We start from the raw sequence: 24,027 nt of genomic DNA on the forward strand, positions 1-24,027 counted from the left end.
TCTGGGCTCCCGGCAGCAGCACCTGCCGGACGACTTTTCGCGGGGCACGCAGTGACCGTCAGGGATTCGGTAGTTCACGTGGGGCTGCTGGGGGCCGGGGCCTGGGCGCAGGGGGCGCACCTGCCGGGGTACGCCCGTGACCCGCGCTGCAAGGTGGTCGCCATTGCGGACCCCGTGCGGGAGAAGGCCGAGGCCTTCGCGCGCGAGTTCGGCATCCCGCATGTGTACGACTCGCACGAGGCGCTGCTGGCCCATCACGGCCTCGATGCCGTGGACGTGTGCACGCCGAGCGCCACGCACTTCGCCTTGAGTTGGGCGGCGCTCGAGGCCGGCAAGCATGTGCTGTGCGAAAAGCCGGTGGCGTATGACTATGCCGAGACGCGGCGCGCCGCGGCGCTCGCGGCGGCAAAGGGGCTCAAGACGAAGCTGGGGTTCACGTTCCGCTACAGCCCCGGCATGCGGTACATGAAGGCCCTGATCGACGAGGGGTTCATTGGCGAACCGTTCATCTTCAACGGCTTCGAGCAGAACTCGCAGTGGCTCGATCCGCAGAACCCGCTGCGACAGGTGGATCATACCGCCGACCAGTCCCGCCTCCAGGTGTCGTCGCTCGAAGGCTATGGGGCGCCGATCATGGACATCGGCCACCTGTGCATGGGGAGCCGCTTCGCGCAGGTGGTGGGCACAATGAAGAACTTCATCCCCGAACGCATGGTGCGCGCGACGGGCACCATGATGCGCATGAACATCGATGACGGCGACATCTTCATTGGGGAGTTCGCCAACGGCGCCATTGGCTCCATCCAGACCAGCTTCGTGACGGTGGGCAATTACCCGGGAATCGAAGCGCGGGTCTATGGCAGCAAGGGGGCGCTCATCTGCCGCATGGTAGAGGAAAACGGCGTGGCCGAAACCCTCAAGGCAGCGAGCGCCGACGCGGTGGAGTTCCGGGAGCTCGAGATTCCACAGCGCTTCTACCCCACCGGCGGCAGCCCGCGGGAGTCGTGGCGCTCACTCTTCTATGCGAACCTCACGCATTCGTTCATTTCCGAGATTCGTGGTGACGTGGCGGGGAACGAAGGGAACTTCGAGGACGGCGCCCACGTGCAGGAGTTGATCAATGCGGTGGAGCGCTCCTATCGCCAACGGCGCTGGGTCTCCATTCCGCTCGAGCGGGACGGGGTGGCATGAACTCCCCCATCGAGCAGTTCCTCGAGCAGTACTTCTTCCGGCATCCGGTGAACGCGACGTTCACCGGCGTCCGCCTCTACGACCACGAGTTGCCCGATTGGACGCGCGAGGTCCGCGACGATGAGCAGGACGAATTCGAAGCGCTGACGATCGCGCTCGATGATGCCTACCCGCCATCGGAGGCGTGGGGCGAACTGGCGCGCAACCCGGCGCACCTCGACGCGGAGCTGGCTCGTGCGAGCATGGACGTGCGGCAGCTGGAGTTCGAGAGCCGGTTCTTCCACGACAAGAACCCCGCCCTGTGGACCGGCGAAGCGCTGTTTGGTGTGATCGGGCTCATGCTGCGCCCACCGGCCACGGTCGAAGAGGCGTTTGCCTCCATCGCCATGCGCCTGCACGACCTGCCACGCTTTCTGGCGGACATGCCGCATACCCTCACGGAGCCGATGCCACCGCAGTGGGTGGCGCGCGCCGTGCGCGAGTGCGCCGTGGGCGCCGATCTCTTTCGTTCCAAGCTGGCGATGTGGCTGGATGCCCACGGTGCCGACGAGGCCTCCCGGATGTGGGTGCTGGAGGCGGGCGAGGTGGCGGCCGCGGCACTCGACACCACGGCCGCGTGGCTCGCGGCACAGCCCGTTCAGCATGAGGCGTCGATGAGCCTTGGTGCCGAGGCGTACCACGTGCTGCTGCGTCGCGGGCATTTCTGCGAGGTGAGCGCCGACGCCCTGCTGGAGCGGGCGCAGCAGGCGCTCCCCGACGCACGCGAGCGGTTCGAGTCGCTGGCCATTGAGGTCGCCGGGAGCGTGGAGGCGCTGGCCGAGGCGCTCGCCGATGACCACCCTGCCCCCGCCGGCTACCTCTCCGCCTTTGCCGAGAAGTGGGAGCAATGCCGCGAGTTCGCGGCCGATCATGATCTCGTGACGTGGGGCGCCTGGCCACTGCGCTACGTGCCCATTCCGGCGTGGGCCGCCGATGCCGCTCCGCAGCTGTACTTCCTGTTCTACCGGTCTCCTGCCCCGCTCGAATCGCGCGACGACCACGTGTACCTCGTCTCGCCCATCGACCCGCCGGTGGGCGAGGCGGAGCGTGAACGTCGGCTCCGGCAGTGGAACCACAGCGCCATCACGCTCAATCACGTGGTGCACCACGGTGCACTGGGGCACCATGTGCAGAACTGGCACGCCACGCACCGGTCCACGTCCCGCATTGGCAGCGTGGCGGCCGTGGACTGTGCCAGCCGTATCGGTCTCTTCCAGGGCGGGGCCATGGCGGAGGGATGGGCCTGCTACGCCACCGAGCTCGCCGACGAGCTCGGCTTCCTCACGCCACTCGAGCAGGCGTCGGAGCAGCAGAGCCGCCTGCGCATGCTGGCGCGGGCCATCGTGGACATCTCGCTGCATACGGAGCGTATGACCTTCGACGACGCCGTGGAGTTTTACGAAGCCGAAGTCGGGATGCCGCACGGCGCCGCCACGGCAGAGGCGGTGAAGAACTCCATGTTTCCCGGCACCGCGGTGATGTACTGGCTGGGCACCCAGGGCATTCTCGACCTGCGTGAGGCCGTGCGCGCGCGCGACGGCGCCGCGTTCTCGTACCGCGCCTTTCACGACGCGCTACTGAGCCGTGGCTCGATTCCCGTCCTGCTGGCGGCGCGGCTGCTGCTGGCGGAGGACTGACCCCATGCCCATGCCCATGCGCCGGTGGTTGTGGTCTGCGTGCACCGCGCTGACGGTGACGGCCTGCGGCGGCAGCGACGCCCCTCGCGGGACCGGCGCCAGCAACGACCTGCTCGTGATCGGCTACGACCGCGAGCCGGATACGATGAACCGCTATGCCACCCACATCCTCGAGGACATCGAGTCGTGCGTGGTGGAAGGACTGGTCACCAACGACGAGCAGATGCGCATCGTGCCGCTGCTCGCCGCCGGGATTCCGACCGTGGAGAATGGCGGTGTGACGCTCCGTCCCGACGGCGGCATGGACGTGACCTGGAAGCTGCGGCCGGGCGTGACGTGGCACGACGGCGTGCCGCATACCTCGGCCGACGTGCAGTTCACGGTGGACGCCATCAACAAGGGAGACTGGAAGCCGGAGAGCGTAGACGGCTTCGATCGCATCACCGGCGTGGACACTCCCGATTCCCTCACGGCCGTGGTGCACTACCGCGAGCGGTACGCCCCCTACCAGCTGCAGTTCGTGCGCGGGACGCTGCCCCGCCATGTGCTGGCCGGGCGTGATCTCAACACCGCCAACGACTACAACCGGGCACCGTTGGGGACCGGACCCTACCGCGTGAAGGAATGGAAGACCGGCGAATACGTGCTGCTCGAGGCGGTGCCGCGCTACTGGCGCACCGGCCGCGCACCGAAGATTCGCCAACTGCTGTTCCGGTTTCTCACCAACACCACCACGCGCATCAACCTGCTCAAGTCCGGCGAGGTGCACATGGTGGCGCTGGTGCCGTGGGATCAGGTGCGGGGCCTGCGCACCGTGCCGGGGCTCCGGCTCAACACCGTGGTGGGGAACGGCTATGAACACGTGACGCTCAACCAGCGGCAGGTTCCGGCCTTTGCGGATGTGCGAGTGCGACGGGCGCTGGCGCACGCCGTGGACCGGCCGCTGCTGGTGAAGACGATTCTCGATGGGCAGGTGGAGATCGTGAACGGTCCCATTCAGCCGCTCAATCCCGCCTACGAACCAAACGTGGCGCGGTACGACTACGATACGGCAACCGCCAACCGCTTGCTCGACGAGGCGGGGTGGCGTCGCGGCGCCAGCGGCCTTCGTGCGAAGGCGGGCACCCCGCTCGCCTTCACGCTCATTACGCAGTCGGGGTTCGCGATTCGCGAGAATGTGTCGCAGTCGCTGCAGCAGGCCTTCCGTGCCATCGGGGTGGACATGCAGATCCGGCTCATCGACGGTACCGCGATCAGCAGCCTGTGGTTCAAGGGCGAGTTCGACGCCATGCTGCACTGGTGGCAGATGGGCGCCGACCCGGAGCTGACGCTGTTCTTTGCGCATGATCGAACACCGCCGGCAGGGCGCAACATCAACTTCGTGAACGACACGGCGTTGTCCGGGCTGCTCTACGCCAGTGATCGTGCCATCGAGACGACGACGCGGCATGACCTGCTGCGCCGCGCGCAGCGTCGCATTGCCGAACTGGCCCCCGAGATCGTGCTCTACAACACCGCCAAGGTGGACGCCGTCCCAGTCACGCTGAACGGCTTTACGGGAAACCCCACCAACGCGGGCCCCTTCTGGAACGTTCACGCGTGGGAGATCGTCGCCCGGTGAGGATACGGGCCACGGTGCCGGTGCCAGTGGCGGAGCGCTGCCGGTGATGCGCCTCGTGTGGCGGCGCCTGATACAGAGCGTGCCGTTGCTGCTGGTGATTTCGGCGCTCGTGTTCTTTCTCATGCGGGCCGTGCCCGGTGGGCCACTCGCGGCCTATCTCGAAAACCCGAACGTCCGCCCCGAGGACCTCGAGCGTCTGCGCGTGGCGATGGGGCTCGACGCGCCACTGGGTGTGCAGTATCTGCGCTGGCTTGCCGCCTTCGTGCGCGGCGACTGGGGGTACAGCTTCGCCGACGGCCGACCCGTGCTGGATCGTATTGTCGAGCGCGTCCCGGCGACGCTGGAGCTGGTGTTGAGCTCCACGGTGCTGGCGCTGTGCCTGGCGCTTCCCGCCGGCATGCTGGCCGCCACGCGCGGGCGTGCCGACCGGTTCACGCGCTTGCTCACCACCGCCGGCGTCTCGCTGCCCGTGTTCTGGTTGGGGCTGGTGCTGCAGCTGGTGCTGTCCATCCAGCTGGGGTGGTTGCCCTCGTCGGGGCGGCAGTCGTTCGGGAGCAACAGCGTGGGAGACCGTGTGACGCACCTGGTCCTGCCGGCGCTGGTGCTGGCCGCCGTACAGGGCGCAGCGTGGACGCGGTATCTGCGCCGCGCCCTGCGCGACACGCTGGCCCTGCCCTTCCTGCGCGCGGCCCGACTGCGCGGCCTGTCGGAGTCCCGTGTGATGTGGCGCCATGCGCTGCCGAACGCGGTCGGTCCCTTCGTGACCGTGGTGCTCCTCGATGCGGCCATGCTGGCGTCGGGGGCCGTGGTCACGGAAAGCGTCTTCGCCTGGCCGGGCGTGGGCAGCCTCTTCACCGAGGCACTCGTGAAGCGTGACTACCCCGTGCTCATGGCCTTTCTCATGCTGGCCGCGGCCGCCGTGGTGGTGCTCAACCTGCTGGCCGACATGCTCGTGCAGCGCCTCGACCCGCGTACGCGAGAGCGCACGTGGGAGCGCACGTGACCGTGCACGCCCCGGCAGTCTGGCCCGGGCGGTGGTCGCCTGCGCTGCTCGTGCTGGCGGCGCTCGTGCTGTGTGCCGTCGCCGCGCCGCTCATTGCCCCGTACGCCCCCGACGCGCTGGATCTGGCCAACCGTCGGGCCGCGCCGTCGGCCGCGCACTGGTTCGGCACGGACGAACTGGGGCGCGACGTGCTCACCCGCGTATTGAGCGGGGCACGCGTGTCGCTGGCCATTGGCCTGCTCTCGGCGCTCGTGAGCGCCGGGCTGGGGACGGTGATTGGCAGCGCGGCGGGCATGCTGGGGCATTGGGCTGACGACGTGCTGATGCGCGTCACCGACGCCATGCTCTCCATGCCGCGGCTGCCGTTGCTCATGCTCGCCGCGGCGATCGTACAACCCACGGTGCCGATGCTCATCGGGCTGGTGGCCCTCAGCGGCTGGATGGAAACGGCGCGCGTGGTGCGGGCGGATGTGCGGTCACTGGCAACGCGCGACTTCGTGCAGGCGGCACGAGCGGTCGGTGCCGCCCCGTTTCGTGTGTGGCGCCGCCATCTGCTGCCGGCCGTCGTGCCCACCCTGTCCGTGGCGACCACACTGGCCATCGGACGCGCGATCCTGCTCGAAAGCACGCTGAGCTTCTTCGGCGTGGGCGTACAGCCCCCGACCGCCAGCTGGGGCAACATGCTCTATCAGGCGCAGAGTACGATGAGCTCCGAGCCCTGGCTCGCCATCTTCCCCGGGCTTTTCATCTTCATCACCGTGCTGGCGTGCAATACCGTAGGCGATGCCCTCGGCGAGACGCCACGTCGCTCCAGCCCCTGAGACACCATGACTGCCACGCCAGCACCCGCCGGCCTCTCGCTCTCGCTTCCATTCGTACCTCGGCGCGTGGTCATTGGCGCCAGTGCACACGCCGACATCGCGGCAATGATTCGCGCGGCGCGCCCGGAGCTCGAGGTGCGCGGTGCGCCGTTCACGGAGATCACGGCCGCCGATCTCGCCTGGGCCGACACGTACATCGGCTTTCGCCGGCCACCGGCTGCCCACGACATGGGGGCGGTCCAGTGGGTCCACAGCACCGGCGCGGGGGTCGACGGCTGGTTGGGTCAGGGGCTCGATACGGGCATCCTGCTCACACGCTCGCCGGAATCGTTCGGGCCAATGATTGCCGAGTGGGCCGTCGCGCGCGTGTTTGCGGTGCAGCAGCAGCTGGTATCGCTCATGGACGCACAGCGTGAGCAGCGGTGGGCGCCGCGGGACATCGCCCGTGTGGCGGGTACCCGCGCGGTGCTGGTGGGCACTGGTGACATCGGCACGCACATCGCGGCAGCGTTTGCCGCCCTCGGCATCACGGTGACCGGTGTCTCGCGCACCGGGCAGGCCTCACACCCGGCATTCAGGGCCGTGCACACGGTGGACAGGCTGGCTGACCTCGTGGCCGACGCGGATTGGCTTGTGCTGTCGGTGCCGGACACTCCGGCGTCGCGCGGGCTGGTGTCGCGCGCGGTGCTCGAGCGCTGCCGTGGTGCGGTGCTGCTGAATGCCGGACGTGGCGCGGTCGTGGACGAAGCCGCGCTTCCCGACGCCCTCGACAACGGCTGGCTGCGGGCGGCGGCCCTCGATGTGTTCGTGACCGAGCCCCTGCCGTCCACGTCGCCGCTCTGGGGACATCCACGCGTTCTGGTTTCGCCGCACATTTCGGGACTCACCACGGTGGCCGGCGCCGCCGAGGGGTTTCTGGCATGCGCAGAGAGCCTCGGGCGCGGCGTGTGGCCCACCTGGGTGGTGGACCGCGCCCGAGGCTACTGACCGCCGGGGCTCAGCGCCTGAGCGTGGCGCCGCCGGGAAGTCGGGCCAGCTCGACTTCGGCGGCAATGGTGCCGAACGCGCCCCACTGCCCTCCCGCCACGATGCGCCGCCAGAGGGCTTCGGCCTCGACGCGCCGTCCGTTGTACCAGTGCCAGTTGGCCACGCCGTAAGCTGCCGAGGCATCCTGCACCGACAGTTCGCCGGTGGGCGACGCCGTGAGTACGGAGTCGGGGGGGAGCAGCCCCTTGTAGAGCAGCATGAGCTTGTGATACGCCTGATTCTCGATGATGCGCATGTCACGGCGCATGGGCTGCAGCACCCGGGCCGCTTCCGCGTTCCGCCCCGCGCGCCGCAATGACATGTAGAGCCAATGCGCCATGGACACCCGACGATCGTCGTTGGTGGCCGCGTTCACTTCACGCTGCGCCACCGTGGCGGCTTCTCCCCAGCTGCCGTTGAGGTAGTAGGCGAGCGCCAGATGGTAGCCGATGTTGGACTTGAGCGTGCCGATGGGCGTATTGGCCGCATTCGGCTGTCCATCGGGTTCGACTTCGTCGGGCTTGTCACGCGTGAGGTCGTCGGCCCGCTTGAGGTCCCGAATGGCGGCGTCGAAATCCCGTACGGAAATCCAGCGGTGTCCGCGATGACGCAGCAGCCACGGATTGTCGGGATAGCGCGCGAGCCCGCGCGTGTAGATCTCGATCGACTGCCGCAGCTGGCCAAGGTAACCGAGGCGTCGTGCGTACCAGATGATGGAGTCGAGGTTGGTGGGCGCTGCCACGTACGCGCGCCGTGCCTCCGCCAGCTGGCGCTCGTAACGCGCCCGCACGTTTGGGGCGAGCGGAAAGTCGCGCAGCGTATCGCCGAGTTGGGAGATGGCCTGAAACCGTGGAGAGGCGGGAGGGCGGCTGTCGGCGGTTGCGGGTGCCGGCCGGCCTCCCGGGCCAGCCTGAGCGCAGAGTGTCCCCGCGGGAATCACCACCAACGAGGTTCCCACCAGCGCGCCGGCAACCACCACGGCACGGCGCGCGCTCCGACCTACAGAGAATGAGGTTGTCATGCGCTGAAAGTGCCGCCTGACCCGTCATCCGGCAAAGGTTACGTCGTGCCGTCGGACCTGAGGCGCCTCAGCGGCGCCGAGCGAAGAACTCCTGCAGCAAGGCGGCGCTTTCCTGCTCCAGCACGCCGCCTCGGACCTGGGGCCGATGATTGAGGCGCGGGTGGCGGACCAGATCACCCACGCTTCCGCACATCCCCGCCTTCTCGTCCCAGGCGCCAAAGACCAGCGCGCCCACACGCGCCAGTACGATCGCCCCCGCACACATGGCGCAGGGTTCCAGCGTCACCACCAGGGTACAGTCTCCAAGCGCGCGATCGCCCAGCGCACGGGCCGCATCGCGCAAGGCGAGCAGTTCGGCGTGCGACGTGGCATCGGCGTCGCGGCGCATGCGATTCTGGGCGCGGCTGAGGACGTTGCCGGTGGCCGTGTCCAGCACCACCGCTCCGACCGGCACCTCATCGGCCGCGGCCGCGGCGCGCGCTTCCTGCAGCGCCTCGTGCATGGCCGCCTGCAGCACCGGGGAGACGGGGACCGACGGATTCACCGTCGCGGCACCCATCCGTAGTGCCGTTCCAGATAGACGAGCAGCGCATCGACGAGCGATCGGGCAAAGGCCCCGCGACTGGCGGCGGTGTCGCGAATACCGGGGAAATGACATTCGATCTGAATGGCGTCCACGGCGGAGCCGTTGCGGGACCCGTGGCGTCCGGTATTGTAGCCGCCGTCGAAGAACTCCTGCCCAACCAGCGGCGCGGGATCGTTTGGAGAGGGCACCGAAGGGACACCGCGCGTGCCCAGCAGTCCGCCCAGACTGAACGGCCCGCGCAGCAAGGCCACCCCGCGATCTGACAGGCTTCGGGTACCGGACGCGGCGCGCGCGATGCTGCTGGTGTTCATGGTACCGGCCGCCTGCAGCGCGGCATCACTCTGTCGCAAGGTGGCGGCGGAGAGCAGGTACCCCAGTTCCAGTCTCGGTACGGTATGGCCATGGCCGTGCAGGTCGATGAGCAGGCCGTGGCCGCCGTTCGCGGCGACCCGCTGCCGCGCGGAGTCGATGGCCGAATGCAACCACAGCCAGGTAGTATCGAGGGCGCGTGTGCCACCCGTGGCCTCATCGCGATCACGATTGGCGTCGAACTTCCGCCGATGCAGTCGATTGACCACCAAATGCAGCCGGGCACCGGTACGCACCTGAAACGTGTCGGCGATCGCGCGCGCGAGTTCCTGGGTGTTGGCATCGGTGACGGTGACGCACCCGCTGCAGCTGCGATCGGGAATGCCGGCGGGCTGCAGGGCCCCACCGTGCGGCGCCACCAGCACGAGCGGCGCATCTCCCGGGGTGTACTCCACGAACTCCGACCGGTCGGTGTATGTCTGCCCGACCACCAGCGGCCCCACCGGCCCCGTGGGCTGCGCCGGGGTCAGCGGTGGCGTGGGGCCGGGACCCGTGGGTGTGGGCGCGCCTGCCGGCGATGGCGCCGACTCGCCGCCGCACGCGGCCAGCAGGAGGCACAGCGCCGCCGCAAGGCGGCGCCGGCCAGTCCGTGCCACGGAACGCCAGCACACATCATGGGCACTCGTCATGCCCTGCAAACTACGCCGTGGGCTCGCCGGCGTCACCGTGCGTGAAGTCGAGCGTGTCGGCGTCGGGGCGCACATCGGCCACGATCGCATCACCCTCCTTGAACCGTCCCTCGAGCACCGCGAGCGCCAACGGGTTCTGCAGCAAGCGCTGCACGGCGCGCTTGAGCGGACGGGCGCCGAAGACGGGGTCGTAGCCTTCGTCGGCCAGCTTCTGCCGCGCCGCCTCGGTGAGCCGCAATGTGAGCTTGCGGTCGGCGAGCAGCTTGCGCAGGTGCCCGAGCTGCAGGTCGACGATGAAGTCCAGCTGTTCGCGGCCCAGTGGATGGAACACCACCACATCGTCGATGCGGTTGAGGAACTCGGGCTTGAAGACACCGCGCAGGGCGGTGAGCACCTCCTGCTCCGTGCGCTTCCAATTCTCCGCGCCCCCGCTCTGCCCGCGCTCCAGAATGAGGTGGCTGCCCACGTTGGAGGTCATGATGACCACCGCATTGCGGAAGTCGACCGTGCGCCCCTGCGAGTCGGTCAGGCGACCGTCATCGAGCAGCTGCAGCAGGATGTTGAAGACATCCGGGTGCGCCTTTTCGATTTCGTCGAAGAGGATGACGCTGTACGGGCGCCGGCGCACCGCTTCGGTGAGCTGCCCCCCCTCCTCGTAGCCCACGTACCCTGGCGGGGCGCCAATGAGGCGCGCCACCGCGTGCTTCTCCATGTACTCCGACATGTCGATGCGCACCATGGCGTGTTCGTCGTCGAACAGGAACTCGGCGAGTGCCTTGGCCGTCTCCGTCTTGCCCACGCCGGTGGGGCCGAGGAAGATGAAGGAGCCGATGGGACGGTTGGGATCCTGCAGCCCCGCCCGCGAGCGACGCACGGCATTGGAGACCGCCTTCACCGCCTCCTGCTGTCCGATCACGCGCGTCCCCAGTACCTCCTCGAGCCTGGTGAGGCGTTCCCGCTCGGACTCCAGCATGCGGGTCACGGGGATGCCGGTCCAGCGCGCCACCACCTCCGCCACGTCGTCGGCGGCCACCTCTTCCTTGAGGAACTGCGGGCGACCACCGTGGCTTGCCAGCTTCGACTCCGCGTCCTTCATGTCACGCTCGAGCTGCGGAATGCGCCCGTAGGTGATTTCGGCCGCCTTGCTGAGATCCCCCGCGCGGGTGGTCTGCTCCGCCTCGAACTTGGCCTGTTCAATGGCCTGCTTGATGCGCCCCACGGCGCCCAGCGTGTCCTTCTCCTGCTGCCACTGCGCGCGCATGCCGGCCGCCTGTTCCTTCTTGTCGGCCAATTCCCGTTCGAGATTCTGTCGGCGCTCGAGCGACGCGGCGTCGGTTTCCTTCTGCAGGGCCGCCTTCTCGATCTCGAGCTGCACGATGCGGCGCTCCACCTCGTCGATTTCCTGCGGGACCGAATCGATCTCGATGCGCAGGCGTGACGCGGCCTCGTCGATGAGGTCGATGGCCTTGTCGGGGAGGAAGCGATCACCGATGTAGCGGTTGGAGAGCGTGGCGGCGGCTACGACGGCGCCATCGGTAATGCGCACCCCGTGGTGCGCCTCGTAGCGTTCCTTGAGGCCGCGCAGGATGGCGATGGTGCTCTCCACACTCGGTTCGCCCACGAAGACGGGCTGGAAGCGCCGCTCGAGGGCGGCGTCCTTCTCCACGTGCAGGCGGTACTCGTCGAGGGTGGTGGCGCCCACCACGCGCAGCTCGCCACGGGCAAGCATGGGCTTGAGCATGTTCCCCGCGTCCATGCTGCCTTCGGCCTTGCCCGCCCCCACGAGCGTGTGCAGTTCGTCGATGAAGACGATGTAGAGCCCTTCGGCGCTGGTGATTTCCTTGAGCACCGCCTTGAGGCGCTCCTCGAACTCGCCGCGGAACTTGGCGCCAGCAATGAGGGCGCCGAGGTCGAGCGACACGAGCTTCTTGTTCTTGAGACCCTCGGGCACGTCGCCGCTCACGATGCGCTGGGCGAGCCCCTCGGCGATGGCGGTCTTGCCCACGCCGGGTTCGCCAATGAGCACGGGGTTGTTCTTGGTGCGACGGGACAGCACCTGGATGACGCGACGGATTTCCTCGTCGCGACCAATGACCGGATCGAGCTTGCCCTTGCGGGCGCTTTCGGTGAGATCGCGCGTGAACTTCTGCAGCGCCTGATACTGCTGCTCGGGGCTCTGGTCGGTGACCTTGTGCGCGCCGCGCACCAGCTTGAGGGCGTCGAGCAGCGCCTGACGATGGGCACCGACGCTGGTGAGCACGCGCGTGCTGTCGGTGCCCTTGGCATCGGCGAGCGCCAGCAGCAGATGCTCGGTGCTCACGTACTCGTCGCCGAGCGCCTTGGCTTCACGCTCGGCGGCATCGACGACCTGCGTGAGTTCACGGCTGAACGTGGGCTGGGCGTCGCTCTGCCTGGCGTAGCGCGCCGCCTCCTGCTCGGCCGCCGTGCGGACGGCCGTGACATTGGCTCCCACACGCTGCAGCACCGGGACGACGATGCCTTCGTCCTGCGCCAGCAGGGCCAGCAGCAGATGCAGATCGTAGACGAGTGGGTTGCCGTTCTTGCGGGCCAACGCCACGGCGTCGTTGAGCGCCTCGGCGCTCTTCACGGTGAGACGGTCGGGATTGATCATGCCGTCACTAGAGGCAATGAGGATGCCGGTTGCGGACTGCCTTATCTGCAGGGAGCAGGAGGCAGGAAGCCGGAAGCAGGGAACCGGCGTGTGACAATACTGCAGCCTGATGGCAATGTGGCGGAATCGCACCGCGAACGGCGACAAAAAAGAGCGCCCCGGGTCCGCTCACCCGGGGCGCTTCTTCACCTGGTACATCGGGTCTCGTGGTGCTCGACCAGCAACTGCTTACTTCACCACGATCATCTTCTTCACCAGCGGCACGCCATCCACCTCGAGGCGATACAGATACACGCCTGAGGCGGCCTCCCGCCCGGTTGCTTGGACTTTGCCATCCCAGTAGGCGACGTAATCACCGCATGGGACCGCGATTTTTTCCAGCGGTTGACCACCGGCCACTCCGCTTGTTCCGCCCTGCAACACCGGGGTTGCCACCACGTCCGACAGGACGTTGTAAATCTTGAGGCTGACCCGGTACTGCCTTCCAGGCTGCGAACAGGTGGGCGCATCGCCCACGCTGAACGGAATGCGAGTTTCCGGATTGAAGGGATTCGGGTAGTTCTGCCCGAGGCTCGCTCCGGCGCGGCGCTCTCTCCCGTCTTGCGACGGTTGAGCCTCCGCGACTCGTGGCATGAACACGCTGAGAGCGAGCACCAGACCCAGTGCTCCCCACAAACGTTTCATGGTGCTTCTCCGACTGACGAATCAGGTTCTGAGTCGACGTCTCCTTTAAGGGTGAGAAACATGGATTCGCGAATCGAATCCACTGTGAAGCTTAGGACGCACACCCCTGCCCGTCAAGCAACATTCCGGGCAGCGCGTCGCTCGCAAACCGCCCCAATCACGGCGAAAAACCTACAAGAAATACGACATCAAGCAGTTAGCAAACGGACCTCATGTACTACTTGAGGTTGGTCTCCCATTGTCCCTGTTCCCAGACCTGATAGGCCTTGAGCGGCCGCCGCTCCGGCAGATGCTCCAGGAGAAACTCCCGCAGCAGGCGCTGGTGCGCCCGTGCGGCACTGGCGTCGAGGGGCACCGGGTGCCCGCCGAGCCACGCCTCGAGCGCCGCCCGGGCGTCGGGGGGAAGCAACCGTCCCCCCGGTGTGCGCCGCGCGCAGGCGGCACACACCGTGCCCCCGGCCATTACCGAAAACCGCGCCGTCAGCTGGGCCTCTACCGGAGCGTGGCATTCCGCGCAGTGCCCCACGCTGGGGCGAAAGCCCACTTCGGCCACGAGCCGCCAGAGCACACCCACGGTGACGGTGACGGTATCGTGAGGGGCAGCCGTTGCGAGCTGATCGAGCCCCTCCACGAGCGTTCCGTACGCAACCGGCGCCGCCTCGTCATGCACCAGCCGCAGGGCGCACTCGGCGATGGCGCTGGCCGCCGTGAAGCGACCGAGGTCGAGCGCCAGCGCCGGTCGCGCCGTCGTCACGTCGAAGCCCTGAAGGGCGTGCAGGTCGCGCCCCGGCTTCGTCTGGATCTGCGCCTGCCCTTCGGCGAACAGGTCGACGGCGCTCCCGAACCGTTTCCGCGAGGAGCGCGCCCCGCGCGCCACCACCGACTGCACCCCGGCCTCCCGGGTTACCAGCCTCAGGATGCGGCTGGACTCCAGGTAATCGGCCACGTGCAGCACGATGGCGTCGGTTTGCAGCAGGGACATGCAGCAACGTTAGCCACACGGTGGAGCAATGGGCAGAACGACGTGCCGGTTCAGCGCAGGGCGAGATCCACGCCGCCCTGCCCGGCCGGTACGCGCCGGGTCTCCACCAGCGCGGGAGAAAAGACGATGAGCGAGGTGGCGGAGCCGGCGCCATTGACGATGCAGTGCAATCTGCCGAGTGCGTCTGCCTGTCCGCTGCCACAGGTCACCGGGGCGCCCGCGGCGGTACGCAGGTCCAGCCATGGGGTGGTGCCCGTGGTCACGACGGAGAGGTCGTCAGCGCGCAGCTTGAGGATGCGGCTGGTGAAGGTGGAGAGGTTCTCCGAGAGACTCACGTACAGGAAGCCGTCGAGTCCGCGCCTGGTGCCGGCGCCGAAGGTCCCGGCCGGCATGGGGCGAATCGTCTGCACGCGGCGCGCGGCCAAATCCACCTTGGCCACGGCGCCCGAAGCGATGAGCGAGAACGGGAAGCTGGCAAAGTTGGCTTCCCCGCCGGCGCTCACATACGCCACCTGCCCGACAATGACCGCCGACGCCCCCGACCCACGTACTCCTGGAAGCCTGATGGTATCCCGGGTGCCGCCGCTCGCGGGTATACGAATGAGCCGCACGTCGCCCTGCACCGCGTAATTCGTGCGACAGTTGCTGTTCGCATCCACCACCCACGTGGCATTGTCGTACTGGAACATGTCGGTGGGACAGAGCCCCGCATTGGCGATGCGCGCAATGGTGGGAGCGGCCGTACCGGCCACCGACACCAGGGCGATGGCACTGGAGTCACGCAGCGCCGCGGCAATGAGGGCCTGCCCGTTGCTGCCGCGGAAGAGGCGCGCCCGCGAGGGATTGCTGCGCGGCGGCAGCTGGACGCGTCGGGCACTCAGGGCGCCGATATCGACGATGTACAGCAGGTCGCCAGCGCCGCGGCTCGAGACCGTGAGGACCGTATCGCGTTCGAGCGTGAAGCCACCAGCGTCGAGTTCCGTTGGTGGGGCGAGCGGCAGCCGCGACGTGACCTGTCCGGTGTCACCGAGGAAGGTGAGACCGGGCTGAATGAAGCCGTCGAGCACGACGATACCGCGCGGGGGCTGCGGCGGAACGGCGATGGGCGTGGACTCCCCGCAGGCGGCTACGCCGAGCAGGGCGCTCAGGAGCGCGAGTTCACGCACGTGACGGGAAAGAGATGGGGCTTGAGGCCTGCGTGGCGGATGGACCGGGCGCGCATTACGCGGAGCGACAGAGAATTGGGTAGGCACAAGAGTGGCTCGGGGGGAGTGAACGGATCGGTCCTACTGGCCAGTCGCGGTGTGCGTAACCACCCCGCGAACGTCGCCGCGCGTTACGTTCGCGGCTGCAGCGTGAGCGCGGCGGACCAGCCGCGTCCTGGCATGGGGAACCCACGTACCGACTGCCACCGCACCCCGGTGACGTTGTCGATGGTGAGGGAGACGAGCGCCTCGACCTGCGCCACGCGCTGTCGCCGAGCCCAGGCGACATCGGTGAGCGTGACCGATGGCAATTCGAAGCGTGGATCACGAGGGCCGGCCGTGAAGGGCCGACGCCCCTGATGCCGCACATTGGCACTGAGCGTGTGGGCACCGAAGCGCCAGAGCGCCTGGACCGCGCCGCTGTGCAGCGGCACGTAGGGCGTGGGAATGGTGAGGAGCCCGCTGCGCAGCGTGGACGCGTACCGCGTATGCCAGGCCGACAGGGTGATGGCGGGCGTGGTGAGCTCGACGCGCGACTCGGTCCCGCGCAGCCGCTCACGCCCCACGTTGGCCGGACTCCAGCCGAAGTTGCCGGGGAACCACACGATGGCGTCGCGCGTGTCGCGCGCCACGAGCAGCAGCTCGCCGGTGAGCCGACGATCTCCACGCTGCCACGCGCCCTGCGCCCCAGCATTGGCGTCGAGGGTGACCCGTTCGGCGCGCAAGGCGCGCACGAAGAGTCGTTGCGGCGAGGAGAAGTACAGATCGTAGAGGGTGGGCACGCGCACGGCCTGTGCCCCACGCGCCAGCAGCACCACGGAGGACCCACCCTGTGCGCCCCGCGCACGCCAAGCGAGGCCGGCGTTGGCCGTGGGCTGCACCCCGTTGCGTTCCACCGCATCGGCCCGCACGCCGATATCAAGATCGAGTCGCGGGACCCGCCCCGCGGTGCCGCTGGTGGCACGCTGCCACCCCCACGCGGCAAAGCCACGAGCGCGGCGCTGCGACAGGGCGCCCGTTCCGGTCAGCCCGTCGGCGCCGGTACCCACGCGCCACATGCCGTGCCAGGCCGCACCGCGCCACTCCACATCGCCCGCCCACGCGCGGGCCTGGGCATCGAGGGCGGGGCGCGCGGGATCGCGGTAGCGCAGGGCAAAGTGCCGCACGCCGGAGGTCAGCACGGTCGTGCCCCATGTGGTCTGTCCACGCAGCATCGTGCGTGTCGTCATCGACCGATCGTTGTCGAATGCCCGCACGTTGGCCGGTCCCACCATGCCGCGCTCACCGGTGGAGACCAGCAGGTTCCACTGCGTGCGTGCGGCAATCAGCCCGCCACTGATGACCGCGCGGCGCTCGTCGTTGTTGATCCGCTGCTCCCGCACGGGTGCGGCGCCGGCCTCGTTCGTGAACGCGAAGTCGTTGGCCGCCTGCTGGAATGCCGCCGTGGCGTTCCACCGCACGCCCATGGCGCTGGCGGCCCACGCGGCTTCGGTGGCCACGTGACCGAAGGCACCGGTGCGCACGCTGACGGCCCGCTGCGAGGCGCTGGAGAGCGCCAACACGCCGCCCGCCGCGCCGCTGCCCGTCCCGACCGGGTCGGCGCCAGGACGCACGGTAGCCGACTGCACGGCCACCAATGGCAAGTCGGCCACGTCTGCCAATCCGGTGGCCGGGTCGTTGAGTGGCAAACCATCGAGCGTGATCACGACCTGTTCGCGCCGTGCACCGCGCAGCGACAGTCCCGACTCACCGCGCGCCGACCGGATGCTGGTATACGGCAGCAACGTCACCACGCCGTTCATGCTCACCACACCGCGCTCGCGCGCCGACGTGGCGGTGATGGTGGCGGTGGTGGCTCCGGCGGGCGCCGTGGGCGCGCGCGCGATGATGCGTTGCGTCTCGAGCACCGCCACGGTGTCGGCGGCCGCTCCCGCGTCGAGGCGGCCGCGGGAGGGCTGCAGATACAGCCGCAGCGTGTCGATGGTGGCGCCGGCCCGCCCGGTGTTACGTGCTGCGGTCGCGGACGGTGGCACGACGACACGCTGCGGCTCGTAGCCAATGCGCGCCACCCGCACCACGCCGGCGATGGATACCCGCCCGCAGCTGCTGGTGAGAACGCGGGAGGCCGCGCGTTCTTCGCGCACCGTGACTCCCACCACCGGGGCTTGCGTGACGGCATCGCGGAAACAGAGCGCCACACTGTCCGAAACCGCCAACGCCGGTGTCATGGGCGCCTGCAGCAGCCACCATGCGGCGGCGCTCGTGGGGCTCATCATGACGCTCATCATGACGCCCATCATCGCGTGCGCCCCCGCCCCCGCAGCGGCAACAGCGCGGGCGCCCCCACCGCGGGGTCGCGTGTCACGACGAGTGGCCAGTCGTACACCGCCTCGAGAATCTCCCCGCGCATGACCGCGTCGGCATCGCCGGCGGCGGCCACGCGGCCCCGATGGAGCAGCACGATGGCGTCGGCGAAGCGCGCCACGAGGTTGAGCTGGTGACTCACCAGCAGCACCGTGCGCCCCTCGCGCGCGAGGGCGTCCACGAGTTCGAAGACCGCCATTTCGTGCGCGATGTCGAGGAACGTGGTGGGTTCGTCGAGCACCAGCACCGGCGTGTCCTGGGCGAGGGCCCGGGCAATGCGGACACGCTGCCATTCGCCGCCGGAGAGCGAGTCGGTGGTGCGGTCGATGGCATCGGCAATGCCGGCCCGCTCGACCGCCTGCTCCACCTGACTTCGGTCCTCGCGGGACGCGCCGCCGAAGGCACCTCGATGCGGGTGCCTGCCCAGCATGACGAACTCGCGCACCGAAAGCGGCATGCCTGGCTCCTCGCGCTGCGGCACCACGGCCACCTGCTGCGCCATGGCGCGTGACTCCATGGCCGCGATGGGTTCGCCTGCCAGCAAGATGCGCCCCGATGCCAGGGGCACGCGCCGCAGCAGCGCCCGCACCAGGCTGCTCTTGCCGCTGCCATTGGGCCCCACCACCGCCGTCACCAGCCCCGGCTGCGCAACAAAGGACACATCCTGCAGCGCCGGCTGCGGGCGCCCCGGGTAGTGCACGCCCAGCGACTCGAAGGCCAGCGTGGCCCCCTGCCCCGACATCGTGGCGGTCACGGGGTCACCTTGCGCAACTGCGACAGGAAGAACGGCACCCCGACGAGCGCGGTCACGGCCCCCAGCGGCAGTTCGGCCGGTGCGCGCAGCGTGCGCGCCAGCAGGTCGGCGGCCACGAGCAGCACCGCACCATACAGGGCCGACAAGAGCAGCATGGGGCGATGCCGGCGTGCGCCCAGCGCTCGCGCGAGATTGGGCACCACCAGACCCACGAACCCAACCAGCCCGGCAGCGGCAACGGTGGCCGCCGCGAGCCAACTGGCCACCAGAAACAGCGTGCGCGATGCGCGCTCCACATTCACCCCCAGTGCAGCGGCCGGTTCGCCCCCAAGCGCGAGCACGTCGAGATCGCGCGCGCGCCAGACGAGCACGCTGCCCAGCAGCGCCAGTGCCACGGCACTGCGCCCCACGGCGCTCCACGATGCATCGGCCGCGCTGCCCATCATCCACCAGAGCGCCCCGCGCAACCGTTCCGGCGGCGCATCGGCGAGCGCCACGAGGATGGCGGCATTGGCAAAGGCCCCCACGACCACTCCGGCCATGAGCAGCAGGCGGGTATCACCGCTCCCTCCCACCACGCGGGCGAGCGCCGTCACGAGCAGCGTCGCCGCCGCGGCGCCGGCAAAAGCGCACCCGGTGATGAGCGCCGGTGCGTCGACGCCCAGCGCCATGGCGGTCACCGCCCCCACGGCGGCCCCGCCGGATACCCCCAGCAGATACGGCTCAGCCAGCGGATTGCGCATGGTCCCCTGCAGCGCGCCGCCACTCATGGCGAGCCCGGCGCCCACCAGCGCGGCCAGGAGCACCCGCGGCAACCGCAGCTCCCGCACGATGGACACACTGGCCGCATCACCCGATCCACGCAGGGCATTGATCACGGTGTCGAACGGCAGCGACACAGCACCCAGGGCGATCGCCAACAGCGACACGATCACGAGCAACACGACCCCAAGCACCCACGGCCAGGCCCCGCGGCCGGCCGCTGTGTGGGGGCTCACCTCGGTCCGTGTCATGGGAGCGAATCGGCGAGCGTGGGGTGCAGCGCACGGGCGAGCTGCACGGCGGCCATGCCGAGCACCACCGAGGGGCGTCCGGTCACGGCCGGATCATGACGCACGAACTGCTGCGCCCGCACGGCGGGGAGCGCCCGCCACGTATCGTCACGGCCCAGCGACGCCATTTGCGTGTCGCTCGCCATCACGTACTGCGGCGCCCGCGCGATGATCTCTTCCATGCTCACGCTTGGCGATGGCTGGGGGGCGTCGTGGAAGACGTTGCGCGCTCCGGCGATTTCGAGCAGCTCGTCCATGTAGCTGCCGCCACCGATCACCATGGGGGGCGTGCTCCACACCGGCCATACCACGGCCGGCCGGCCGGCCAGTCTCGCTGTCTGCGCACGCACGCGATCGAGGGTGCGCTGCACGGAGTCACTCACCACTGCAGCCCGCGACGACGCCCCGAGCGCCACGCCCAGTACGCGCAGCTGCCGGTGGAAGTGCGCGATGCGATCCACGCGCAGCGCGATGGTGCGCACACCGGCCCGCGTGAGCGCGTCGGCCACGGCACGGTTCTCGGCCGTGGCGTAGAGCACCACCAGCGTGGGGCGTGCGGCCAGCACCGCCTCCAGCGACGGGCGGAGGCCATCGGCAATGGCCGGCACGCGCGCCACCGCGGCGGGATAGCGATCCCATCGGGAGCGACCAACGAGTACGGAGTCGGCACCGATCGCAAACACCGCCTCGGTGGCCGCCGGATTGAGCGACACGACCCGCCGCGCGTAGCGCGCGTCGATGGGCAGCGCCACACCGAAATCGTCGGTATCGGCCGGTGCGATGGCACGTACGCCATGCGCCACCGCGGACGGCACGCGCGAGGCTTCGGCAGCGCCGGCCGCGGACGACGAACGGCTGGAATCGCCGCACGCCGCAACGACGATGCCCGGAACGAGCACCAGCCATCGACGTGCGCGGCGTACCAATCGTGGGTGAGGAAACACGAACGGGCATCCTCTCCCACGAGAAGACGCCCGAGCACCCATGACCCACGCCACGCCAACGACGTTGTCACGTTTGCACGAGCCCCCCCTCGAGGGTCTTCGTCAAAGAATGAGCGCGGGTCGTCTCCTGGCTCCGGGCCACGACACTCACCTTCCCGATCGAACCGATCAGTGGTGTATGGAGTGCCGCTGCTGCAGCGCCTATCGCGATGCAGAGCCCGTTACAGTGGCGGGGCCGCGCCGGTGTTGCACCGGCTTCCGTGTCCCGCGCTCGAAATCAGTTGTGCGTCACGCCCTGTGCGTGACAGTCCGAACCTACCGTCCAGCCGGCGCTTCGGCAAGCGCCTGCGCCAGCGCCGCCTTGAGCTCGGCACGCCGAGCTTCGTAGGCGGCGGTGACCGCGTCACTTGGTGATTCCTGCCGCGCGTAGATGGCATCGAGTGCCGCGATTTCCTGCGCCAACCGATCAGCAAGCGGCACGGTGGGCTCCGCGGGGCGCAGGGAGGGCGCTACGACACCGCGCTTCGCCGCCGCGCGCTGCATGCTGCGCGTGAGCGCCAGCATCATGAGCAATCCCACCGCGACGAGCAGCCCGGCGATATAGAGATTGCGCCCGGGGGTCGCGCCGGCGGGGACCTCCACCACGAGCTCCGCATCGGCCTTGAGATCCTGGGCGAGGAAGCGGCGGAAGTTGCGTCCTTCGAGCGCGACCGGATCGACCGCCGTGAAGCCCTGCCCCCGCACGAACGACTGGGGTTCCTCCACGAGCACCTCGAACACCACCACGGGTGACTCGGAGCGGACGCGCAGCGGGAAGCTGCTGGCGGGCAGCTTGTACGAAAACGCCACCTGCTTGACCCCGGGGGCGATAGGCGCAAACACCGACACGCGCCCGTTCTGGGCCGCGAAGGCGTCGGGTGATATCTCGCCTTCATTGGCACGCACATCGACCGCGGCTGCAGGGATCGCCACGCTCCATGTGGGCGCCGCCCCCGTGGCTTCGCTGGCCACGAGCGTACGCACGCTGTCGTTCGACAGTTCGAATACCTCCACGACCGTACGCATCTCGTTGCTGTCGGCCTTGCTGACAATGAAGTGCCGTCCCTTCACCGACAGGGGAAAGGTCCGGGACGTGGTGTCGAACACGGTGATTTCCGTATCGGCGCCGCTGGCCGCCGCCACGCGCAGCGGGGCCGTGAAGTACGCAATCCCGCTGTAGGTGGTGGATGCGAAGTACACCGCCTCACCGGCACCGAACGGCGTGTAGCGAAACCGGTACCGTCCGCCGGCATCGCTGCGCACCGAGTCTATTGGCCCGGCCGAATCCTTTCCCACGCGATGCAGCGTGACCCACACGTTGGCCGCGGCCCCCATGCCCGTGGAGTCGCCACCCCTCGACACCGGGATGCGCACCCGACCATCCACAGTGCGGGCTGGGCTCCCCGCGCCACCTGCTGACGTGGCGGCGGCGCTCTGGGCGCTGGCGTCGGCGGCGACCAGGAGCGTGGCACCGGCCAGGAGGGCCAGCGGCCGCCGAATGAACTCGAACCAACGGGCGCGATGCATGGAGGGGGAGAGAGAGGGGCGTGGACTCACGGATTGAACTTACCGAAGTCTTCCGGGCGAAGGGTCTCGAGATAGGCCTGCAGCTGTTCGGGGGTCAGTTCCTGCCCCGAGGTCGAATCGGCGGCGAGCGCACGGTCACTGCCTTCTTCGTCTTCCAGGTCCATCGCGGTAAGCAGTGCCTCGGGGGCAAAGATGGGAGACGCCAGCCGCAGGGCAATGGCAATGCTGTCGGACGGTCGGGCGTCGAGCGTCACGAGGCCATTGGCCCCATCGAGAAGCAGCTCGGCGAAGTAGGTGTTCTTCTCCACGCGCGCAATGGTGACGCGACGCAGCGCTCCGCCAAGGGCGGTGATGAGTGACTTGCACAGGTCGTGCGTCAGTGGCCGCTCACGCTTGAGCTGGTTCATCTGCATGAGAATGGACTCGGCCTCGGGCTTGCCGATCCAGATGGGCAGCACGCGGGTTCCGGCCTTCTCGCGCAGGATGACCACGTACGAGTTCGTCGCACTGTCGAGGCCGAGGCGGGATACCGAGAGTTCCACCATGTGTTTCCTCCGGGTGGGGGCGACGATCGGATATGCCTCCCGAATCGTGAAGACTCGGGTTCATATACACCAAACCGACCGCCGGTGGGCCATGCTGCACGGACGATGCAGCGCCACGCCGGCGGTCGGTTGGCCCCACATGGTTCCCTTACTTGACGGCCTTGCGCAGGGCGGCCACGCGGTCGGTCCGCTCCCACGTGAACGTGGTGCGCGCCGAGGCGCCGCGTCCGTGGGTTTCCGGGGTGCGGCCAAAGTGCCCGTAGGCCGCGGTCGCCTGATAGATGGGCTTGCGGAGATCGAGCGCCTTGGAGATGCCGCGCGGGGTGAGGTCGAACACCTCGTTCACCGCCGCCTCGATGGCCCGGTCGGACACGGCACCGGTTCCGAAGGTCTGTACGTACACCGACACCGGCTCGGCCACGCCGATGGCGTAGGCCACCTGCACTTCGCAGCGACGCGCGAGCTTTGCGGCTACGATGTTCTTGGCCACCCAGCGCGCGGCATAGCACGCCGAGCGGTCCACCTTGGACGGATCCTTGCCGCTGAACGCGCCGCCACCATGTCGGCCCATGCCACCATAGGTGTCGACGATGATCTTGCGCCCCGTGAGTCCGGCATCACCCTGGGGGCCGCCAATGACGAAGCGTCCCGTGGGGTTGATGTGTGTCTTCATGCGGCGGCCAATGAACTCTTCCGGGATGACCGCGTGGATGACGTCGTCGAGGATGGCCCGACGCAGTTTGGTGTTGGAGATCTTCTCGTCGTGCTGCGTGGAGATGACGACGGTGTCCACCGCCACGGGGCGGTCGTCCTCGTACACCACGCTCACCTGGGCCTTGCCATCGGGGCGCAACCAGGGATAGGTGCCGTCCTTGCGCAGCACGGCCAGCTGGTGCGTGAGCGCGTGCGCCAGCTGGATGGGCATGGGCATGAGCTCGGGCGTTTCGTCGGTGGCAAAGCCGAACATCATGCCCTGATCCCCGGCGCCGCCGGTGTCCACCCCCTGCGCGATGTCGGGGGACTGGCGGTCAATGGTGCTCATGACGGCGCAGGTCTTGGCATCGAAGCCGAAGTTGGCGTCGGTGTAGCCGATTCCCTCGATCGTCTGTCGCACGATATCGGGAAGATGCACATACGCCGACGTGGTGATCTCGCCGGCGATGACGGCGAGTCCCGTGGTCACCAGCGTCTCGCAGGCCACACGCGCCGCCGCGTCCTCCCGCAGGATGGCATCGAGCACGGCGTCGGAGATCTGGTCGGCGATCTTGTCCGGGTGCCCCTCGGTGACGGATTCCGAAGTGAAGAGATGACGATCGGCCACGGTGCGCAGCGCTCGCGTTGATTGAGGGAGAAAAA

At 68.7% G+C, this 24,027-nt stretch carries 20 protein-coding genes and 1 riboswitch; of the genes, 6 read left to right on the forward strand and 14 right to left on the reverse strand.

Going from position 1 to position 24,027, the window contains the following annotated elements:
- Positions 1-78 precede the first annotated feature (78 nt).
- The 6 genes from LW840_RS07430 to LW840_RS07455 are packed head-to-tail and all read left to right on the forward strand — an operon-like array spanning position 79 to position 7,299.
- Positions 79-1,191, forward strand: coding sequence for a Gfo/Idh/MocA family oxidoreductase (locus tag LW840_RS07430; RefSeq protein ID WP_291276728.1), 1,113 nt, complete (start codon positions 79-81; stop codon positions 1,189-1,191).
- A complete protein-coding gene (locus LW840_RS07435; protein ID WP_291276729.1) occupies positions 1,188-2,867 on the forward strand; it encodes a DUF885 family protein in 1,680 nt (559 codons plus the stop codon). Before LW840_RS07430 ends, LW840_RS07435 begins: the two co-directional genes overlap by 4 nt.
- Before the next feature lie 4 nt (positions 2,868-2,871).
- Positions 2,872-4,488 carry a peptide ABC transporter substrate-binding protein gene (locus LW840_RS07440; RefSeq protein ID WP_291276730.1) on the forward strand — a complete coding sequence of 539 codons (1,617 nt, stop codon included), beginning with the start codon at positions 2,872-2,874 and terminating at the stop codon, positions 4,486-4,488.
- Positions 4,489-4,534: 46 nt separating this feature from the next.
- A complete protein-coding gene (locus tag LW840_RS07445; RefSeq protein ID WP_291276731.1) occupies positions 4,535-5,491 on the forward strand; it encodes an ABC transporter permease in 957 nt (318 codons plus the stop codon).
- On the forward strand, positions 5,488-6,312 hold the full coding sequence (locus tag LW840_RS07450; protein ID WP_291276732.1) for an ABC transporter permease: 825 nt from the start codon (positions 5,488-5,490) through the stop codon (positions 6,310-6,312). The genes LW840_RS07445 and LW840_RS07450 overlap by 4 nt, the downstream gene beginning before the upstream one ends.
- A 6-nt stretch (positions 6,313-6,318) precedes the next feature.
- Complete coding sequence (locus tag LW840_RS07455; protein WP_291267647.1) at positions 6,319-7,299, forward strand: D-2-hydroxyacid dehydrogenase; 981 nt, start codon at positions 6,319-6,321, stop codon at positions 7,297-7,299.
- 10 nt (positions 7,300-7,309) lie between these two features.
- Here the strand turns inward: LW840_RS07455 and LW840_RS07460 are convergent, their stop codons facing one another.
- The 14 genes from LW840_RS07460 to metK form a co-directional block, all read right to left on the reverse strand.
- Positions 7,310-8,359 (reverse strand): tetratricopeptide repeat protein, encoded by a 1,050-nt coding sequence (locus LW840_RS07460; RefSeq protein ID WP_291267648.1) that lies wholly within the window; start codon positions 8,357-8,359, stop codon positions 7,310-7,312.
- A gap of 67 nt (positions 8,360-8,426) precedes the next feature.
- Entirely contained in the window at positions 8,427-8,918 is a 492-nt protein-coding gene (locus tag LW840_RS07465) for a nucleoside deaminase (protein ID WP_291276733.1), read from the reverse strand.
- On the reverse strand, positions 8,900-9,943 hold the full coding sequence (locus LW840_RS07470; RefSeq protein ID WP_291267649.1) for a hypothetical protein: 1,044 nt from the start codon (positions 9,941-9,943) through the stop codon (positions 8,900-8,902). Before LW840_RS07470 ends, LW840_RS07465 begins: the two co-directional genes overlap by 19 nt.
- Before the next feature lie 10 nt (positions 9,944-9,953).
- Positions 9,954-12,575 carry an ATP-dependent chaperone ClpB gene (clpB, locus tag LW840_RS07475; protein ID WP_291267650.1) on the reverse strand — a complete coding sequence of 874 codons (2,622 nt, stop codon included), beginning with the start codon at positions 12,573-12,575 and terminating at the stop codon, positions 9,954-9,956.
- A gap of 228 nt (positions 12,576-12,803) precedes the next feature.
- Entirely contained in the window at positions 12,804-13,259 is a 456-nt protein-coding gene (locus LW840_RS07480; protein ID WP_291261623.1) for a hypothetical protein, read from the reverse strand.
- Positions 13,260-13,476: 217 nt separating this feature from the next.
- A complete protein-coding gene (gene recO, locus LW840_RS07485) occupies positions 13,477-14,241 on the reverse strand; it encodes a DNA repair protein RecO (RefSeq protein WP_291276734.1) in 765 nt (254 codons plus the stop codon).
- Positions 14,242-14,291: 50 nt separating this feature from the next.
- Positions 14,292-15,407, reverse strand: coding sequence for a hypothetical protein (locus tag LW840_RS07490; RefSeq protein ID WP_291276735.1), 1,116 nt, complete (start codon positions 15,405-15,407; stop codon positions 14,292-14,294).
- A gap of 170 nt (positions 15,408-15,577) precedes the next feature.
- Positions 15,578-17,734 carry a TonB-dependent receptor plug domain-containing protein gene (locus LW840_RS07495; protein WP_291276736.1) on the reverse strand — a complete coding sequence of 719 codons (2,157 nt, stop codon included), beginning with the start codon at positions 17,732-17,734 and terminating at the stop codon, positions 15,578-15,580.
- Positions 17,735-17,742: 8 nt separating this feature from the next.
- Positions 17,743-18,564, reverse strand: coding sequence for an ABC transporter ATP-binding protein (locus tag LW840_RS07500; protein ID WP_291276737.1), 822 nt, complete (start codon positions 18,562-18,564; stop codon positions 17,743-17,745).
- Positions 18,561-19,577 (reverse strand): iron ABC transporter permease, encoded by a 1,017-nt coding sequence (locus LW840_RS07505; protein WP_291276738.1) that lies wholly within the window; start codon positions 19,575-19,577, stop codon positions 18,561-18,563. Before LW840_RS07505 ends, LW840_RS07500 begins: the two co-directional genes overlap by 4 nt.
- A complete protein-coding gene (locus LW840_RS07510) occupies positions 19,574-20,560 on the reverse strand; it encodes a helical backbone metal receptor (RefSeq protein ID WP_291276739.1) in 987 nt (328 codons plus the stop codon). Before LW840_RS07510 ends, LW840_RS07505 begins: the two co-directional genes overlap by 4 nt.
- Positions 20,561-20,659: 99 nt before the next feature.
- Positions 20,660-20,875, reverse strand: a riboswitch (cobalamin riboswitch).
- Positions 20,876-22,126, reverse strand: a complete 1,251-nt coding sequence (locus tag LW840_RS07515) for a hypothetical protein (protein ID WP_291268114.1) — start codon at positions 22,124-22,126, stop codon at positions 20,876-20,878.
- Between the two features lie 26 nt (positions 22,127-22,152).
- Positions 22,153-22,671: a bifunctional nuclease family protein gene (locus LW840_RS07520; RefSeq protein ID WP_291268113.1), complete on the reverse strand. Its 519-nt coding sequence runs from the start codon at positions 22,669-22,671 to the stop codon at positions 22,153-22,155.
- Between the two features lie 148 nt (positions 22,672-22,819).
- Positions 22,820-23,992: a methionine adenosyltransferase gene (metK, locus tag LW840_RS07525; RefSeq protein ID WP_291268112.1), complete on the reverse strand. Its 1,173-nt coding sequence runs from the start codon at positions 23,990-23,992 to the stop codon at positions 22,820-22,822.
- Positions 23,993-24,027: the final 35 nt, after the last annotated feature.

Source organism: Gemmatimonas sp., assembly GCF_021298855.1.
In the GTDB taxonomy this organism is placed as follows: domain Bacteria; phylum Gemmatimonadota; class Gemmatimonadetes; order Gemmatimonadales; family Gemmatimonadaceae; genus Gemmatimonas.

What these genes read in the sequence shown, in the direction of transcription:
- LW840_RS07435 (WP_291276729.1), top strand. Translation starts at nt 1,188, where the DNA reads ATGAACTCCCCCATCGAGCAGTTCCTCGAGCAGTACTTCTTCCGGCAT.
- LW840_RS07440 (WP_291276730.1), top strand. Translation starts at nt 2,872, where the DNA reads ATGCCCATGCCCATGCGCCGGTGGTTGTGGTCTGCGTGCACCGCGCTG.
- LW840_RS07445 (WP_291276731.1), top strand. Translation starts at nt 4,535, where the DNA reads ATGCGCCTCGTGTGGCGGCGCCTGATACAGAGCGTGCCGTTGCTGCTG.
- LW840_RS07455 (WP_291267647.1), top strand. Translation starts at nt 6,319, where the DNA reads ATGACTGCCACGCCAGCACCCGCCGGCCTCTCGCTCTCGCTTCCATTC.
- LW840_RS07460 (WP_291267648.1), bottom strand. Translation starts at nt 8,359, where the DNA reads ATGACAACCTCATTCTCTGTAGGTCGGAGCGCGCGCCGTGCCGTGGTG.
- LW840_RS07465 (WP_291276733.1), bottom strand. Translation starts at nt 8,918, where the DNA reads ATGGGTGCCGCGACGGTGAATCCGTCGGTCCCCGTCTCCCCGGTGCTG.
- LW840_RS07470 (WP_291267649.1), bottom strand. Translation starts at nt 9,943, where the DNA reads ATGACGAGTGCCCATGATGTGTGCTGGCGTTCCGTGGCACGGACTGGC.
- clpB (WP_291267650.1), bottom strand. Translation starts at nt 12,575, where the DNA reads ATGATCAATCCCGACCGTCTCACCGTGAAGAGCGCCGAGGCGCTCAAC.
- LW840_RS07480 (WP_291261623.1), bottom strand. Translation starts at nt 13,259, where the DNA reads ATGAAACGTTTGTGGGGAGCACTGGGTCTGGTGCTCGCTCTCAGCGTG.
- recO (WP_291276734.1), bottom strand. Translation starts at nt 14,241, where the DNA reads ATGTCCCTGCTGCAAACCGACGCCATCGTGCTGCACGTGGCCGATTAC.
- LW840_RS07495 (WP_291276736.1), bottom strand. Translation starts at nt 17,734, where the DNA reads ATGATGAGCGTCATGATGAGCCCCACGAGCGCCGCCGCATGGTGGCTG.
- LW840_RS07505 (WP_291276738.1), bottom strand. Translation starts at nt 19,577, where the DNA reads ATGACACGGACCGAGGTGAGCCCCCACACAGCGGCCGGCCGCGGGGCC.
- LW840_RS07515 (WP_291268114.1), bottom strand. Translation starts at nt 22,126, where the DNA reads ATGCATCGCGCCCGTTGGTTCGAGTTCATTCGGCGGCCGCTGGCCCTC.
- LW840_RS07520 (WP_291268113.1), bottom strand. Translation starts at nt 22,671, where the DNA reads ATGGTGGAACTCTCGGTATCCCGCCTCGGCCTCGACAGTGCGACGAAC.